At 40.5% G+C, this 16,927-nt stretch carries 13 protein-coding genes; 7 read left to right on the plus strand and 6 right to left on the minus strand.

Going from position 1 to position 16,927, the window contains the following annotated elements:
• Positions 1-242: 242 nt before the first annotated feature.
• From speA to ACJJI1_RS04630, 3 genes are all read right to left on the minus strand, one after another.
• Positions 243-2,177 carry a biosynthetic arginine decarboxylase gene (gene speA / locus ACJJI1_RS04620; protein WP_444958673.1) on the minus strand — a complete coding sequence of 645 codons (1,935 nt, stop codon included), beginning with the start codon at positions 2,175-2,177 and terminating at the stop codon, positions 243-245.
• A gap of 10 nt (positions 2,178-2,187) precedes the next feature.
• Entirely contained in the window at positions 2,188-2,517 is a 330-nt protein-coding gene (locus ACJJI1_RS04625; protein WP_444958674.1) for a DUF2218 domain-containing protein, read from the minus strand.
• Between the two features lie 331 nt (positions 2,518-2,848).
• On the minus strand, positions 2,849-3,532 hold the full coding sequence (locus ACJJI1_RS04630) for a response regulator transcription factor (protein WP_444958675.1): 684 nt from the start codon (positions 3,530-3,532) through the stop codon (positions 2,849-2,851).
• 476 nt (positions 3,533-4,008) lie between these two features.
• Between ACJJI1_RS04630 and ACJJI1_RS04635 the strand changes: the two genes are divergently transcribed.
• From ACJJI1_RS04635 to ACJJI1_RS04660, 6 genes are all read left to right on the plus strand, one after another.
• Complete coding sequence (locus ACJJI1_RS04635; RefSeq protein ID WP_444958676.1) at positions 4,009-5,391, plus strand: MATE family efflux transporter; 1,383 nt, start codon at positions 4,009-4,011, stop codon at positions 5,389-5,391.
• A 125-nt stretch (positions 5,392-5,516) separates the two neighbouring features.
• Positions 5,517-7,364, plus strand: coding sequence for an IucA/IucC family protein (locus ACJJI1_RS04640; RefSeq protein ID WP_444958677.1), 1,848 nt, complete (start codon positions 5,517-5,519; stop codon positions 7,362-7,364).
• Positions 7,351-9,270 (plus strand): IucA/IucC family protein, encoded by a 1,920-nt coding sequence (locus tag ACJJI1_RS04645; protein ID WP_444958678.1) that lies wholly within the window; start codon positions 7,351-7,353, stop codon positions 9,268-9,270. Before ACJJI1_RS04640 ends, ACJJI1_RS04645 begins: the two co-directional genes overlap by 14 nt.
• Entirely contained in the window at positions 9,254-10,561 is a 1,308-nt protein-coding gene (locus tag ACJJI1_RS04650; protein WP_444958679.1) for an AMP-binding protein, read from the plus strand. The genes ACJJI1_RS04645 and ACJJI1_RS04650 overlap by 17 nt, the downstream gene beginning before the upstream one ends.
• A gap of 43 nt (positions 10,562-10,604) precedes the next feature.
• Positions 10,605-11,981 (plus strand): DUF6005 family protein, encoded by a 1,377-nt coding sequence (locus ACJJI1_RS04655; RefSeq protein WP_444958680.1) that lies wholly within the window; start codon positions 10,605-10,607, stop codon positions 11,979-11,981.
• Positions 11,978-12,826, plus strand: a complete 849-nt coding sequence (locus ACJJI1_RS04660) for a sugar phosphate isomerase/epimerase family protein (protein WP_444958681.1) — start codon at positions 11,978-11,980, stop codon at positions 12,824-12,826. Before ACJJI1_RS04655 ends, ACJJI1_RS04660 begins: the two co-directional genes overlap by 4 nt.
• A gap of 53 nt (positions 12,827-12,879) precedes the next feature.
• Here ACJJI1_RS04660 and ACJJI1_RS04665 read toward each other — a convergent pair whose 3' ends face one another.
• Both ACJJI1_RS04665 and ACJJI1_RS04670 read right to left on the minus strand, forming a co-directional pair.
• Complete coding sequence (locus ACJJI1_RS04665) at positions 12,880-13,767, minus strand: carbon-nitrogen hydrolase (protein WP_413663377.1); 888 nt, start codon at positions 13,765-13,767, stop codon at positions 12,880-12,882.
• A gap of 59 nt (positions 13,768-13,826) precedes the next feature.
• On the minus strand, positions 13,827-14,861 hold the full coding sequence (locus ACJJI1_RS04670; protein ID WP_444934215.1) for an agmatine deiminase family protein: 1,035 nt from the start codon (positions 14,859-14,861) through the stop codon (positions 13,827-13,829).
• Positions 14,862-15,336: 475 nt separating this feature from the next.
• On the opposite strand from ACJJI1_RS04670, the gene ACJJI1_RS04675 reads away from it, so the two are divergent.
• A complete protein-coding gene (locus ACJJI1_RS04675; protein ID WP_108734565.1) occupies positions 15,337-15,654 on the plus strand; it encodes a DMT family transporter in 318 nt (105 codons plus the stop codon).
• Between the two features lie 39 nt (positions 15,655-15,693).
• On the opposite strand, the gene rsgA is transcribed toward ACJJI1_RS04675, so the two are convergent.
• The gene (gene rsgA / locus ACJJI1_RS04680; RefSeq protein ID WP_444958682.1) at positions 15,694-16,812 is read right to left on the minus strand and encodes a ribosome small subunit-dependent GTPase A; all 1,119 of its coding nucleotides are present in this window, start codon (positions 16,810-16,812) and stop codon (positions 15,694-15,696) included.
• Between the last annotated feature and the right edge of the window lie 115 nt (positions 16,813-16,927).

The raw sequence follows: 16,927 nt of genomic DNA on the forward strand, positions 1-16,927 counted from the left end.
ATTAGCTGGCACTAAAGTAACCAATATAAACCTAAAACAATAAATCAGGATAGGTGCTAACAGCATAACCATATAAAAACAAAGAATTTATTAACGTGGTCAGGAGCTAGCTTCACAGAGCAGGGCTTAAATATTTTAGCCAGATCGAAGATCTGGCATGGTCGACATACTTAGATTTAAGCCTTCATATATACAGATAAAGATTTAAACAGGTCATGCCTCTCACTGTTTTCTGCTCTATTCTAATCTCTTTCATAATAGGTATAACCTTGCATACTTGCATTGAAGGTCTTAATTATTTGCTGACGTTCACGAGCGCTAATACGCCCACTGCGAACAGCCGCTTCAACCTTATTACGAAAACGCGTCTTTACTTCATGCGGCTGATACTCGACATAACTTAAAACATCCTCAATAGTATCCCCATGAACCTCTTTCACAAACTCAAAGCTGGCATCTGAATTCAGTCTCACACTGACAACATTCGTATCACCAAATAAATTATGCAGATCACCTAGAGTTTCCTGATAAGCGCCCACTAGGAAAACACCGAGGTAATACTCCTCGCCGTGCTTTATTGAATGCAGAGGTAAGGTTTTTTCGACTTCCTGGTTGACTACGAATCGCTCAATTTTTCCATCACAATCACAGGTAATGTCGGCCAAGATAGCACGCCGACTTGGAGTCTCATTTAGTCGATGAATAGGCATAACAGGAAATAACTGATCAATAGCCCAGCTATCAGGTAAGGACTGAAATAAACTAAAATTACCGTAATAGATATCAGCTAGTGAATCTGCCAAGCCTTCCAGATCTTCAGGTATTCGCTCCATTTCTGAAAGAGTCTCTTTTATACGATGCAAAACATTGTAATAAATTGTCTCTGATACAGAACGAACACGAAGATCTATTTGGCCACGCTTGAATAATTCGCGAACTTCGTCCCGATAAAACTGCGCATCATTGAAGCACTCTTGCAATCTTTGAGGCTTCAAATAAGTCAGAATTTCACGCATATTTTGAAGCAATTGATGCTCATCTTCCTCAGCTTCTTTTAGCTCTTCTGAGTCGAAACTTACAACATCAAGGATATTAAAGAGCAAAATTGATGTGTAGGCTACAGTAGCACGACCAGACTCCGTAACAATTATCGGGTGGGGTAAGTCATTGCTATCTAATGTACTCTTAATTGTATCAATAATATCTTCGCAGTATTCCTCAAGTGAGTAATTGCGGCTTTGCCCAGTACTTGACTGTCTACCGGTGTAGTCAACTGCTAAACCACCACCTAAATCAATATACTTTAATGCCGCGCCCTCTTTACATAAATCGGAGTAATAGCGACAGGCTTCTAGTACACCACCACGGATATCGCGGATGTTAGGAATCTGAGAGCCCAAATGGCAATGTAGTAACTCAAGGCAATTGAGCATTTGATGCTCGTTTAAGTAATCAACCACATGTATAAGTTGACTTGATGACAGTCCGAATACACTTCTCTCACCACTGGTAGCACTCCAATGCCCACTCACTTGAGTCGTCATTTTAACGCGCACGCCAATATGAGGGAAAATATCTAACGCTTGACTTCGCTCTACAATAATCGGCAGTTCGGTTAAGGTTTCAATAACAAAGATACATTTCAATCCAAGTTTTGTTGCCTCTAACCCCAATTCTATAAATTCTTGGTCCTTATAGCCATTACAAATAATTAGGCTATCAAGTTCTTCGATGGTGGATAAAGCTGCAATCATTTCGGCTTTACTACCAACTTCAAATCCATGTTGATAGCGAGAACCAAATTGAGCTACTTCATCGACAATTTGGGCCTGCTGGTTTACTTTAATTGGATAAACACCTTGGTATTTATTCTGGTAATCCAGTTTTTCGATTATCTGACGGAATGTTTCATTAAGTGAGATAATACTTTTATCAAGAATATTCTCGACACGCAGTAAAACAGGCATATGTAAACCGCGGTCCTGCATGCCCTCTATAATTTGCATCAAGGGAACAGCGTCTGCCTCATCATCACTAGGATTTTTTACGACAACATTACCCTGTGCATCTATATCGAAATAACCATTGCCCCACTGGTTAACACCATAAATATTCCCTGCCTCAGCCATATTCCACTGAGTATTAACTTCACTCTTGAGTTTATCTTTCTCTAACATCTTTTTACCATTAAGAATTCATTAGATTCCACTGAAGTGAACATTCCACACCTTTCGCAAATCGTAAGAAGTGGGAATCAATGCAATCTATGATCTCTTTTAACTCCGCATCAGAGTTAGCGCCACAACGAAAATCCAATTGATCTCCACTTCCGTTCATATCACAGAAACCCATATCAAACTCAATATGGCCGCAATCGCTGCTCCAGTGGGCATTAACTTTGTGAGCGAAGTGCTTACATAAACGCCTAATCATCCTCTCGCTGTCAATGTGAATTACCGCTGAAAAAGCTAAAAATTGGCTATCATGCTCAGCCTCAACTTTATTAATAGTGCTCATATCCCCACTTCTCATTTAAATCACTTTATGCCGAGCCAACTTTTAAACGAAAAGATGTATTCAGCAATTAACATCTTTGGTAATGATAATCATTATCAAAGATGTTAATTGCTTTCATGGCCGAAAAAAACCACTTTTACAATTGTTACAGCAGCATAATAGCTAATAAAAACCGTCGATAATTAAAATGTTTTGAACTCAAAGACAGCTTTAAGCTTGCTAATGTTAAACAAGCCTGATTAGAATTTTAGAAAGGAGAAAATACTTGAATAATACCTAAACCGATACTTAGCACACCTAAATTTACCGTTTAACTTAAGCTAGTCTTTTATTATGAAAATCTATAACCTTTGCCATGAATCGTAGCAAAGCGGTCAGCTGATATACCAACTTCAATAAACTTTTTCCTGATACGACTAAGATGCATCTCAAGGCTTCGATCATAACGGGAAAATTGCCTGTTGAGTACCGCACGATATAAAAATTGCTTACTAACTACCTTGAATCGGTTCTCAGCGAGTATCCAAAGTAATCGAAACTGAATAGGTGTAAACGCTAAATTATCTCCCCTATAAAAAACCTGCTGCCTTGATTTTAATAACCTTAAATGATCGATATCAATCTCACCCTCAATGTTACTTTCCCCCTTGTAAGTCCTACGCAGTATTGCGTTTACACGCAGTACTATCTCGGTGGAATCAATCGGTTTGGATATAAAATCATCAGCCCCTTGCCGAAGGCTCTCTATCCTTTTTGCAGTTGTATTAATTGAAGAGAGAACAATTACAGGCGTTTGCCCCCAGCTACGTATAGCCTGTAAAGGTGATAAATCATCATTGGTGGGCAAAAACGCATTAACTAAAATAAGATCAAAATAGTCTGCGGGCATTACCATCAACCCTTCACTAACATCTTGACATTGAGTGACATTAAATCCTTGCTTTTGCAAAGTGCCGCTCAATTGTCTGCTTATTTCTGTATCACTTTCCAATATTAAAATATGCGCAGTTGCCACAACAGCCTCTTATCCACAACCAAATTAAAACTTGAATTTTTTGAATCCAAAACTATTCATAGCGCAAAAATACTCTCGCTCACCGACGACCTTAATATGGGGGAACCCGACTGGAACCTACACATAGCTCTTACTTTTGACGTCTGACAGTAATTTTAATAGTACATTTTCTAAACTATTTTCAATGGATACACATATGACTTACCAAGACATTTAGCACTGCAAAACATCAATACTGCTGCGCACTTCCTGTACAACCATTGCACGGGACACGCCACCAACACGCTTAATGCCCAACACAATATTGCATTGGCTCAAACACAAATCTATTCACATTTAGAACATCAAAACTTCACGATGCAGCTTTATGTATCAACCTAAATTTACCGATATTAATGATAATCACTATCATTTGCAACAAGTGGATTATATAATACTGCCTTAGAACCTATTTTCTCATGATTTGAGACACTTTAATGTCAGCCCAAAATCCAGCGCTTTCCGGTCGTATCGTCAAGACTTTTTTTTACTATGTACTACCTTCAATAGTCGGCTTAGTTGCAATAACAAGCGCCAACCTGATTGATGGCTTTTTTGTCGGCAACACCATAGGTACAGACGCTCTCGCTGCAATCACTCTGATGATCCCGTACTTCACCTTGTTGATAGCTATTGCCATCATGCTGGCAATAGGCGGGGCTGTGAGCGTAGGTAAAGCCATAGGTGAGAAAGATCTGAAAACAGCAAACGCGATCTTCAGCCAATCCCTTATTGCCGCTGTGGTTATTAACACTCTGTTAGCGCTGGGCAGCTTAGCCTTCAACGATTTACTTTTTGAAATACTCAATATTTCAGCCCAGGTTGCTGTATTAGCAAGGGAATATTTCGACGTCATTCGCTGGGTGTTCATTTTACAGTTAACCACAATGGTGCTGTATTATTTTGTACGTGCTGATGGCCATCCGATATTAGCCACATGTGCATTAGTAATCGGCGCTGTTCTCAATATTATTCTCGATGCCTGGTTTATCGTGTACTTGGAATTCGGATTAGCCGGGGCTGCTTATGCAACTGCAATAGCACAAGTTATACAATTTTTAGTATTGAGCCGTTATTTTTTTAGCAAGAAAAGAACACTTAAGTTCGAATTACAACAAAGAAACTGGAAACTGCTTCTTAACTCAGCTTATAACGGTATATCAGAGTTTATAAACGAGATATCTGTTGGTATTATTTTTTTCATTCTAAATACTTTAATGATAATGCGGCTAGGCGTAGATGGTGTAGCGGCATTTACTCTGGTCAATTACTTCATTTTCTTAAGTGTCATGCTTAGTTATGGTTTAGCTGATGCACTTCATATCGTTGTCAGTCAAAATTTTGGCGCTCGGCACTTAAATAGAGTGAAATCTTTTTTGTCAATTGCAATATTAAGTACCATCTGCCTGGGTATCATAATTGTTGCGCTGCTCGTTTTTTGGCCAGAAACTGTTCTGAGTTGGTTTACCAATGAACAAGATCAGGAAATATCCCGAGTCAGCATGCAATTGCTGCCATTGTTGCTTCCACTATTTTTAATTAATGGGACTAACATCGTCTTAACCTGTTACTTAACAGCAATACACAAACCAAAACCTTCAGCTTTAATTGCTATTAACCGCAGCTTATTATTCCCCGCCGTATTTTTGATTGCCTTTTATTATATGTTGCCCAGCTGGCACTTATTACCAGCAGCAATAAGTGATTTATCATTTATTGTTGCGCTGCCATTAGCAGAATGGTGCACCTTTTTGTTGGCCGCGTATTTTTGCTACCAATACAGGCCTACGAAGCTGAAAGTGAATCAAACTTCAGTCTAAGTAACGCCAAGTGAGATACAGCTCTAAAACAATAGTAACAATTGTAAACTTACTTGCTGGTGAGAATGTGTATCATTATCATCTAGGCAAGTTCTTTTACTTAGTATCTCCAGGAGAATATCGTCATGCCATTCACCGCAAAAGAGCTGGCGGAAAAGGCTTCTTTTCAAGCATTTGCTAATGCATATATAAGAGAAGTTGACCCCGGTGTTTGGCATACAAGCTCTGATTGGCAATTACAAACTGGTGTGGCCCTTGAAGAAGAAAATGGTTATGCACTAGAACTTTATTTAAACGGAACTGGAGTTACACTTGCTTTAGAGGCTTCTTATCGTTCAATTGTCGGCCGACATGTATTTACTAAAAGCTATCGCAAATTAGCAAATCAATGGAATTGGCAACCCATAGATTTTACTTCTGCGATTATGATGTTAATAGATAACATTTATGCAAAAGATAATAACCAAAACAATAAGCCAAATACTCCAGCCAACAAAATAGAACTATTAAATCGCACTTTAGAAAGTCTTCAAATCATGCAGGATTATCTTACTAAGCGACTAGATGATCCTACACTTAATAGCTCCGATTATATTTGTTCTGAACAGTCTCTGTTATTTGGACATTGGCTTCATCCAACACCCAAGTCACGCCAAGGCATTCACTCTTGGCAACATGAAAAGTATACACCGGAATTGAAATCTAAATTTCAATTACACTTTTTTGCCGTGTCAAAAGATCTTCTGGAGCAAGATTCTTTACTCGACGAGAGCGTTGAGGAAATTATCAATAATATATTAGGGGCCGATATCGATATTGATATTGATGTCGATAAACAACTAATACCTGTACATCCCCTACAAGCACAGTGGCTGTTACACCAGGACTATGTTCAGCATTTACAACGTGACGGATTAATTGTCGACTTAGGTCTTATGGGTAAGATGTTTACGCCCACTTCTTCTGTCCGCACTTTGTACTGCAGTGAGCTGAATTATATGATTAAGCTCTCGATCCCTGTAAAAATAACTAATTCGCTAAGAAAAAATATGGCTCACGAATTAGATCCGGGATTAAATGTTGGAAAGTTGTTCTCATTAAGTAACTTCAAGCAAAAATTTCCACAGTTTGTTTTAATTGAAGATCCTGCCTTTATTACTGTTAAATTACCTAATATGCAGGAAACAGGCTTTGAAACTATTATACGGAAAAATCCATTCAGTAAAGATACAAACAGTCTAGAACTACCCACAGTTTCAATCGCTGCATTGGTACAAGACCCTATCTTATCCGGAACTCAGTCTAAATTAGCGCAGCAAGTTTTAAGCTTGGCTTCCAAGCAGGGCATTAGCGTAGAAGAAGCAGCGTTAAAATGGTTTAATTGTTATTGGCAATGTGCAATTGAACCAACAATTAGACTTTACGATAGTCAGGGTATTGGTTTAGAGGCTCACCAACAAAATTCTCTATTAACTATTTATGATGACTGTCCAATTAGATACTACTATCGAGACAATCAAGGTTTCTACTTGTCAGAAAAAATGCAGGATGAGTTGCTCGAAGCTGTACCTGAGTTGAGGAATAATCCTGACTTATTTTATCCTGACAATATGATTGCAGACCGGTTTGGATACTATCTTTTTGTCAATCAGTTATTCTCAATTATTGGCCGTATGGGACAAGATGGCCTTATTGATGAGAATAAACTATTACAATTAAGTTACAGCAAGCTTAATCTTCTAAATTCTAGGGTACTGACAAGCGTCGGCAAAAACTTTACAGATAGATTATTTAATAATTCTAGTATTCCCTGCAAGGGAAATCTTCTAACTCGCGTTGAAGATGTTGATGAGCTGGAAGCGGAAAAAGAATTAGCCGTTTACACTAATATACGAAATCCTTTCTTCGACCTGCATCAAGAAAGCTTGACTACCCATAAGCAAGTTAACGAGGTGACTCTTGCTCACAGTTAACCCACGGCAGTATTTATCTCAACAAGACCCAGAAATCTCTCCTTATAAAAATTCTGACAGCTACTTAGCTGAAGAAAAAAGAGTGATTCGCCAGCTCCTGGAAGCATTATTGTTCGAGCATCTTTGTGATTACTCTTATCATGATGGTTTTTTCTATTTTACATTAGGAAGACATTTTTATCGTGCCTCAGGAAGAATTTCTGGTTTTAGTCGAATTAGAATCAATGCAGAAGAAATGTTTTTTTCTCAAAGAGATGAAATGCATGTAGATACAAAATTTCAGGCACAATGGATAAAAGATAAATCTCAAAGTATTGATTGGCAACCAATAACACTAAATGCCCTCATTGAGGACTTGCCTGCTTCTGTAGCAGTAAAGAAAAAGCTAGCGATTGAGCTTGAACAAACTGTTAAACTTTGCCAGTGGAACAATGAGCATTTAAACCGTCATATAAGCCGTCGTGAATTAACATATACCCAGTTAGAGTCTGCAATTGATGAAGGGCATCCTTATCATCCATGCTTCAAGGCACGAACTGGGTTTAGCGAGCTGGATCATAAACTTTATGGTCCAGAGTTTGGCAATAATTTTCAACTACATTGGTTGGCGATTAGACGGTGCTATTTGAAGCGTAGATTTAATTCTGTTAATGAAAAGATATTTTGGGAAACTGAGCTTGGCGAACAATGTTACCAGCAATTAAATACAAAAGTTAAAAATCTAACTTCCGATAGCGCTGCATTTTCATTGATGCCAATTCATCCGTGGCAGTGGAAGTACTTAAAAGATAAACTTGAGACCGCTATTGCTGATGGACAAGTATTTTATCTTGGAGAGGCTGGCGATCAATATCAAGCCAGCATTTCTATTCGTACATTATTAAATATTAGCCATCCTGAAAAAGCTAATATAAAACTACCCCTGAACATAATTAATACTTCTTCACTACGCACTATAGAAAGTCACACTATTTGTACTGCACCAGCTATATCAAACTGGTTAATACAAATTCTGGAGTCGGATAACTACCTGAAGCAAAATATGATTTTGCTGGCGGAGTACGCCGGAATAAGGCCTACAAATGATGGCACTGAACATCAGGCATGGATTGAGAATCTTGATGGTCAATTGGGTGTAATCTTTCGACAGAGCCTCCTCTCATACTGTGATGAGAAAAATGTAATACCTTTTGTAGCCCTAAGTATAATAGAACAAGATGACAGTCCTTTTATCGAGCCCTGGATTGCCGAATATGGTTGTCATAGTTGGCTGGAGAACCTGCTCGAAAAGGTGGTTATTCCCATATGGCACTTACTAGTTCATCACGGTATAGCAATTGAGGCGCACGGGCAAAATATCTTATTGCAACATAAAGATGGTTGGCCTGAAAAAGTTATAGTGCGCGATTTTCATGAAAGCATGGAGTACGTTCAGAATTACTTAGCACAACCGGAATTAGCGCCTACTTTTACTGACTTCGAGGAAGAATATAGTTTTGGCGGGCCAAACCAATATTATTGGATGGAAAGTGTCGAAGCTTTGCGCGAACTTTTAGTAGATACCTTATTGGTTTTTAATTTATCTGACCTGGCCGTATTACTTGAAGATTACTACCAATTTCCAGAAAGTGAATTCTGGAAATCAGTTTATCAAAGCTTTAGAAACTATCAGCAATCAAACTTAACTGATCAAAAGCGCATAGCCCAAATCGATTTATTCCAGCCGGAAATTAAAACCGAATCACTATTGGATAAGAAATTTCGAGGGAATCGTGAAACAGAATTTCATCATCAGATAAGAAATCCGTTAGCAGACGCTGCTTTACATGATGCCCAAAAGGAAACCTCCAAGACATCAATATCAGTGCCAGCAGTACCAGGAAAATCCTATGCTTACAATAAATGATAAGTTTTATAGTAAAGAAGACTTTAACGAGCAACAGCAGTCCTATGTCTCAATAAATACTATTAACGAGAGTAACGCTGTTGCGGTATGTGTTGAAGATAATTTTGTTTGGTTGACTCTATGTTATTACTTAAAGTCAAAGAAAATATCTGCCATGCCTATCCACCCCAGTGTTCCAAAGGATACTGCAAAGCGTATGGCAGAAAAGGCTGGCTGCGAATTGCTGATTTATGGCGACTTAGCAGGATTAATTGAGCTATCGGCAACTAATTTGAATAAATCAGAAGCAGGTATTATTCAAATGAGCTCCGGCACCACAGGTGAACCAAAATGCATATTGCGAAGCTGGGCGGATATTGATATTGAGATAAAGAGTTATTGCCAGGCTTTTAGCGAGCCGGATAGCATGACTCCAGTTGTCGCTTGTCCCGTTACCCATTCATATGGATTAATTTGTGGCGTAATGGTTGCTCTGAATCGGGGTCAGTCACCACTGATAATTAGTAATATAAACCCTAAATACCTTATCAAGAAGCTGCAGAGTTGTCAGCGTCCGCTTTTGTATTCTTCTCCGGTAATGTTGCAGGGATTATTACGTTTATGGCCGGCCAATAGCAAACTATTTGCTGCTATGACTTCAGGTTCCACTATGCCACAACAAGTATTTGAGCAAATTCAGGCACGTGTAGAAAACTTATATCAACAGTATGGATGCTCTGAAGCGGGCTGTATTAGTATAGGACAAGATTTATCTGCTGCTAACGATCAAGGAAAGCCATTACCTCATGTCGAAATTACCTGTGGTAATCTCGACAATAAACAGCAAGAGATAGTTGCTTATGTAAAAACGGCATCAGGAATTAAAACTGTTAAAACACAGGATGTCGGCTATTTGAGTGAAAATGGTCGACTGCATTTTCTTGCACGAATGGATGACACAATCATCGTATCAGGCCTAAATGTATATCCTGCAGAAGTAGAAGATATCATACTTGAACACCCGCAAGTTAATGATGTAGTGGTATTTAAGATAGATGATCAATTTGCAGGCCAACGAGTTTGCCTACAGTATGTCGCTTCTCCAGCAATAGACCCCGCCGAACTACGCCAATGGTGCAGTCAACACTTAGCACTATTTCAGGTACCGCAAATATTACAGCCGGTCGATGAGATAATGCGAATGGCTAACAGTAAAGTGAACCGTAAGCAGATTGCGCTGAACTATCAACAGAACATACTAACCAGAACAAATAGAAGCAGTGAAGGAAAACAAGCTGAAAGAGCCAACTAGTAAGTAGGGGCTATCTATAGAGCAAACAAACAATATATTAATTATGCAAAAGACTGAAATAGTAGATTCGATTCAGAGCATACTTACTAATGAGTTGAATCTAACACATATAGAAGATGTTCAGCTTCACTCCAAGCTAAATGAAGATTTATACCTTGACTCCGTACTGATCCTGCAAGTACTTATTAGCTTGGAATTAAAGCTGGGAATTGATATACCCGATGAAGCCTTGAACTTGAAGGATTTTGATACAGTCGATAGCTTTAGTGAGTTTATATTAGGCCGGGTTAACTATAAGAGCGAGAATGGCGCTTCTCCCAAAGATACCGATCCTCAAGAGAAATCAGGAGTCGAAATAGCTCCAGCAGAACAAGCTGAAGAGCAGACAGAAGAGTTTGAGGATATTAAAGTACATTGTTTTGTGAGTTGTCTATGCGAGAGTATCAAAGCAAATGATCATGTTGACCATAGACCATTTTATTTTGGCGTATGGGACGCCGATGTTGTAGTTGATGATGATTATTGTATCAACTATCACGCCGAGAATTTGAACCATGACTTCTTTCGAAACTGGTTCGAGAAAATTTATGGTGTCGAGATAAAGTCCTGGTACAACCAAGGCTTATCCAAAAGTGACAATATTAAGACATTACTAACATTACTAGACAATAAATCTGCCAGTCAGAACATAATGGTAATGCTAGATATGTATAGGTTGCCAGAACGCGAAAATAAGTTTAACCAGAATCCATTCCCTCACTACGTAATGCTGGAAAATAGCCAAGATCCAGAAATGTTATTTATGTGGGATCCTGATTTTCGCTGGGAAGGAGAGCAAAATAAAAAACAAGTATTACACGCAATTGAGTCGGATGCTGTTGCTGGCGGTTATATCTTTGATAGCAGCCAAATTAAACCAAGCTCCAATCAGGCAATCCATGACTATTTTACTGCCTGTTTGAACTTAAACAACAATCCGATGACGGATGCTGTGCGAAAAATTGTCAAGGCACATTTGGCTCCTGAAAGTCAGCTATGCCCCTCTAATTTAAGCCATGCTCTCACTCAGCTTCCCGTATTGGCTATTCGAAAGTATGCCTACGAACATGGCTTAGCATATTTTATGTTGCAGCTGAATTTGGATTTTGATGAATTTGAAACATGGTGCGACATTATTGAAGAGTTAGTTTCCACCTATAAACAGATTCAATTTCGTTCTATGAAAATTGCGAATTACGCTACTGAAGAAAACTATCCATCCGAATTATCGACAGATATTAAAACAGAAATCATGCAGCTACTGGATCAACAAGATCAGCGAGAATTTAAAATCAAACGTCAGCTACATACATTATTTCAACAATGGCAAAACCATGTAGCTATTACTAGCAAAGAACGTTTCAATGAGGTGTGCATATGATTTTATCTATCTGTACAATCTCTTTTCGCCACCAACTGGTTTCAATTGATCATTTGGCAAAGTGGGCGAAGCATAATCATTTTCAGGGTATTGAATTGTGGGGAACTCACGCAAAAAATCTCGCCTCTCAACCAGAATACAATAAAGATTGGTTGGCGGGCTACGGCCTAAAAATCACGATGTTAAGTGATTATTTAGCACTATATGCCACTGAAGCAGAATTACATAAACAAGTAGAACATTTATGTTACTTAGCAAAACATTGGGGCGCTAAGAAAATTAGGACTTTTGCCGGCTCCGAGGCAAGCGCAAACACATCTGAGCATGGCTTTGCACGATTAACAAAGACGTTGCGCAAGGTCTGTCAATGGATGTCCCGACATGATCTCAACTTAATTATTGAAACACATCCCAATACATATGCGGATTCCGTCCCAGCAACAAAGCATTTATTACAGAGCGTTGCTTGTGACAATCTTCAAATCAATTTTGACGTACTCCATGTCTGGGAATCAAAAACTGAAGTAATCCCAGCTTTTGAGGCTTTAAAAGATAATATTAATCATATCCACTTAAAAAATGTAAGTTCTGCAGAATTCCTGAATGTGTTCTCGCCTGCTAATGTATATTCTGCTTCTGGCTCGCGGGAAGGTATTGTCCCGCTGTTTGATGGCGCTGTTAACTATCAGGAATTCGTAAGTCATATTAGTCAACATCCAGACAAGAGAGTCCGCAACATTGAAGCTTCACTGGAATGGTTTGGTAATGACTGTAAAGAAACACTAGCTAGAGATAGATACCTAATTCAACAACTTCAGCAGTGTCGCGAACCACTAGCCATTTAGTAAATTGGGTCTGCTAATTTCTGGGAAATCTGGCAGACCCAAACTATCAACTCTTAATCACGGTAAATTTTCGTTAAGTCTTGGTAATGATCGACACGTCTATCTCGCAAGTATGGCCAAATACGACGTACTTGTTCACTTTTCTCCATATCTATATTCGCAATTAGTATCTCACCATCACTTTCACTTGCACAGGCAAGTAGCTCGCCCTGTGGACCACAGATAAAGCTATTACCCCAGAAATCAATGCCGGCAGAACTTCCACTGGAATCACTTTCATGGCCCACACGATTACAACTAATAACTGGTACGCCATTCGCTACCGCGTGGGACCTTTGTACAATTTTCCAGGCTTCAAGTTGCCGTTGCTGCTCAGCCGCATCATCGCGCGGGTCCCATCCAATTGCGGTTGGGTAAATCAGTAATTCTGCTCCAGCCATTGCCATCAGTCGGGCAGCTTCAGGAAACCATTGATCCCAACAAACCAATATGCCCAACTTGCCAATACTCGTATCTATAACTTCAAAGCCCAAATCACCAGGCGTGAAATAAAATTTTTCGTAAAATCCCGGATCGTCCGGAATATGCATTTTTCGATACTTTCCGGCAATAGAGCCATTTTTATCCAATACCACTGCAGTATTGTGATAAATACCTGCAGCACGCTTTTCAAATAAAGAGGTCACTATGACCACGCCGAGTTCTTTTGCAAGCCTTCCAAAATAATCCGTACTGGGTCCAGGGATCGTCTCAGCTAAATCGAATAAACTCACATCTTCTGACTGACAAAAATACAGACTACGATGCAACTCCTGCAGCACTACCAAATCAGCACCTTCACTCGCTGCGGCACGTATTCCCTGAGTTGACCTATCAATATTTTGTTGGCAATCAACAGTGTTATCTTGCTGAACAAGTGCCACTTTAACTATGTTACTCATTAATAAATTCGCTAGATTGTTTAATTTTAGATTAGATGCAAAAAAATTTTTTTTAACGCCTAATTAGCCAAGAGGTTTTTCGGCAGCTGCATAGTTAAACAATGCAAACTACCGAACTGTTCGATAATGGGCCGGCAATTAACCGCAACTATCTGATGCTCCGGAAATGCCATCTGGAGAGTTTGTAACGCCTCAGTATCTTCTTCAACATCATATACAGGAGCTAGTACCGCATCATTGATAATTAGAAAGTTGGCATAAGTGGCAGGTAAACGCTCGCCACTTGCATTTGCTTGTCCGCTAGGCCATGGTAATTCCAGCAAATTAAATGGTTTCCCATCAAGCGAGCGCATTTGTACTAAACTCTGCTTCATTTTCTCAAGTTCATCAAAAAAACGATAACCACTTTCATTACAGCCCTGATAGACAATAGTTTGGCCAGGTGCGAACCGTGCAAGAGTGTCGATATGACTATCTGTATCATCGCCCTCTAATGCGCCATGATCCAGCCATAGAATATTCTTTGCACCTAACTCAGTTTTTAGCAGTCCCTCGATATCCGCTCTTGTCATGCGGTGGTTACGATTTTTATTTAGCAGACAGCGCTCAGTCGTTAAAAGGTTGCCCTTTTCATCAATATCTATTGCTCCACCTTCAAGAACGACGTCAATTTTCCGCCAATTACAGATACCCAATTGCTTAAACATTTCCTGGTTAATCTGATTGTCTAAATCAGCCGGGTATTTGCTTCCCCATCCATTAAACGTAAAATCGAGAGCAACAACTTCTCCTTGGCTGTTCACTACTGAAATTGGGCCATGATCTCTCGCCCAACTATCATTTGTGGCAACAACAACAAACTGAATATTTTGAATTATTACATTAGCCACATGTAATAGCTGGCTAATATGTTTTTTTAAAACCTCATCATGACAAACGACTACCAGTTTTTGTCGAGCAGTTATAGCTTCGCAAATAGAAACATAAACCGCTTCTACTTCGCTTAGTATCGGCTTCCAATCAGTATCCGCATGAGGCCAAGTGAGCATTATTGCATCTTGCTTTGCCCATTCAGGTGGCAATCTATTTGACATAAGTTTTAATTACTTTATCTGATAGTTATTTTAAATTTACAGGGGTATTGAACCAGCACCAAATGATAATAATTATCATTACAATAATATAGAAAAATTCATTTCGCGCAAGTTTGGGCTCGGATTTAAATAGACTTTCGCACAGTTTTATCGTTTTCCTGATTTCATCTGGAAAACAATGCAAAGCCCTCTCAGTAAAGATTTTATTTATTTAGCATGCTCCAACTTCCTCCGAAACAATGCACTTGGCAATGTAACTAATAGATAGCGTTTTAAGAGCTCAAACAGGTGCGGCTGCACTTTGAGATTAATTACTGGATGGGAGCGAGGCACAGCTCTCCACCTGACTTTCAATAAAGCCATCTCAGCTATTCTCAACTATATCTGTTCTAATACGGGAAAGACTTGTTTACTGACATGTCAACATTGATTTCTCTGCTAAAAGCAAATCGCCGAGTCTCTTTAAAGGAGTATCATGGCCTGGTTCTACTTAATACTCGCCGGACTATGCGAAATTGGTTGGGTGCTGGGACTGAAAATTTCACAGGGCAGTAACACCCGCCTTCTGGGTGTGGTTATGGCTGTGGTATTTATTGGGGTCAGTGGATTTCTTCTATGGCTGGCGCAACGGGAGATACCTATTGGTACTTCCTATGCGGTCTGGACTGGAATTGGTGCCGCCGGAGCCTTTGCGGTAGGGGTGCTGTTCTTTGGAGACTCCACCAGCCTTGGACGCTACCTGGGAGTTTTGCTCATTATCTTAGGCGTTGTCACGTTAAAACTCTCTCATTAATTGAGAAGCACCCGGGAAAATTTCCGGGCGCCAGTTCTATTAATCCTCTGAATATTTGTGTTTACGTGCCTGGTTTTGCACAGATCGATACATCTGGGATAGCGCTCTCTCCCCTGCCCGCTTCTGCGCGAGAGTTTGACCGTTACGGCTTAGTTCCTGTTGCAGTTTTTGCCAATTGCGCAAGCGCCGATCATCCAGCGAATCGCCCGTTATTGCCTCTTGTACCGCACAGCCTGGCTCTGACTGGTGCTGGCAGTCAGAGAAGCGACACTCTCTGGACAAGGCCTCGATATCAGAAAAAGTCTCCGCCACGCCATCTTCAACATGCACCAATCCTAGCTCCCGCATTCCAGGGCTATCGAGTAACAGCGCTCCCCAACTCAGGGAGTGAAGAGAGCGCTTCCGTGTAGTGTGGCGCCCTTTGCTGTCGGCTTTACGAATGGTCCCAGTCTCAGCCAGGGATTCGCCAGACAGCGCATTTAGCAAAGTGGATTTACCCACTCCAGAAGAACCTAACAGCGCGATAGTTTCCCCAGGTAAGCACCACTGGCGCAGCTGTGCCACGCTTTCTCGATCCAGGCTATTTACCAGTGCAGCGGGTAATTCGCCGAATGGACGCAATGCCTGAAGAAAAGGGGCTGTATCTTCACACAGATCGGTCTTAGTCAGTATCAGGTGTGGGCTGCAACCAGACTCCCGAGCCAGAGCCAAATAGCGCTCAATACGTGAGAGGTTAAAGTCATCATTCAGAGACGAAACAATAAAAACACTATCGACATTGGCGGCGATCATCTGCACCTGATGCCCCCCAGGTGCCATGCGCTCAAACTGGCTGCTGCGGCTCAACAAACGCACGAAATATCCACTGCTCTTCTCTAACAACAGCCAATCCCCCACCGCGGGCAAATTAGCCACAAGACTCCCGGTTAGCGGAAGGGACACAGCCCCCTGCTCGCCGGCCAACTCCAGGCGACTGCGGTGTACAGCCATAACCCGCAGCGGCAAACACTGCTCGAGTTCTTCGAGCGTCAGCTGCTGTTGGAAAAAAGGCTTCCAACCGAGTTTTTGCAGCGGAGAAGCTTCCCGCTCAATTTTGATAGATGGGGATTTAGTGCCGAATCTATTAACAGACCGGCGGGTAAAGTGAGATTTACTCAAGATTGAAACCCTCTGGGCGCAACAAAGCACCAAGCGACCGCACATACGCGGCCAACAGAGCTTTCTCAGGGAAAGCCCGACGTCTAGGAATCTATCGCCGGGCGTGGGCAGCTGG

The organism is Microbulbifer maximicatervae (SeqCode) (assembly GCF_052467065.1).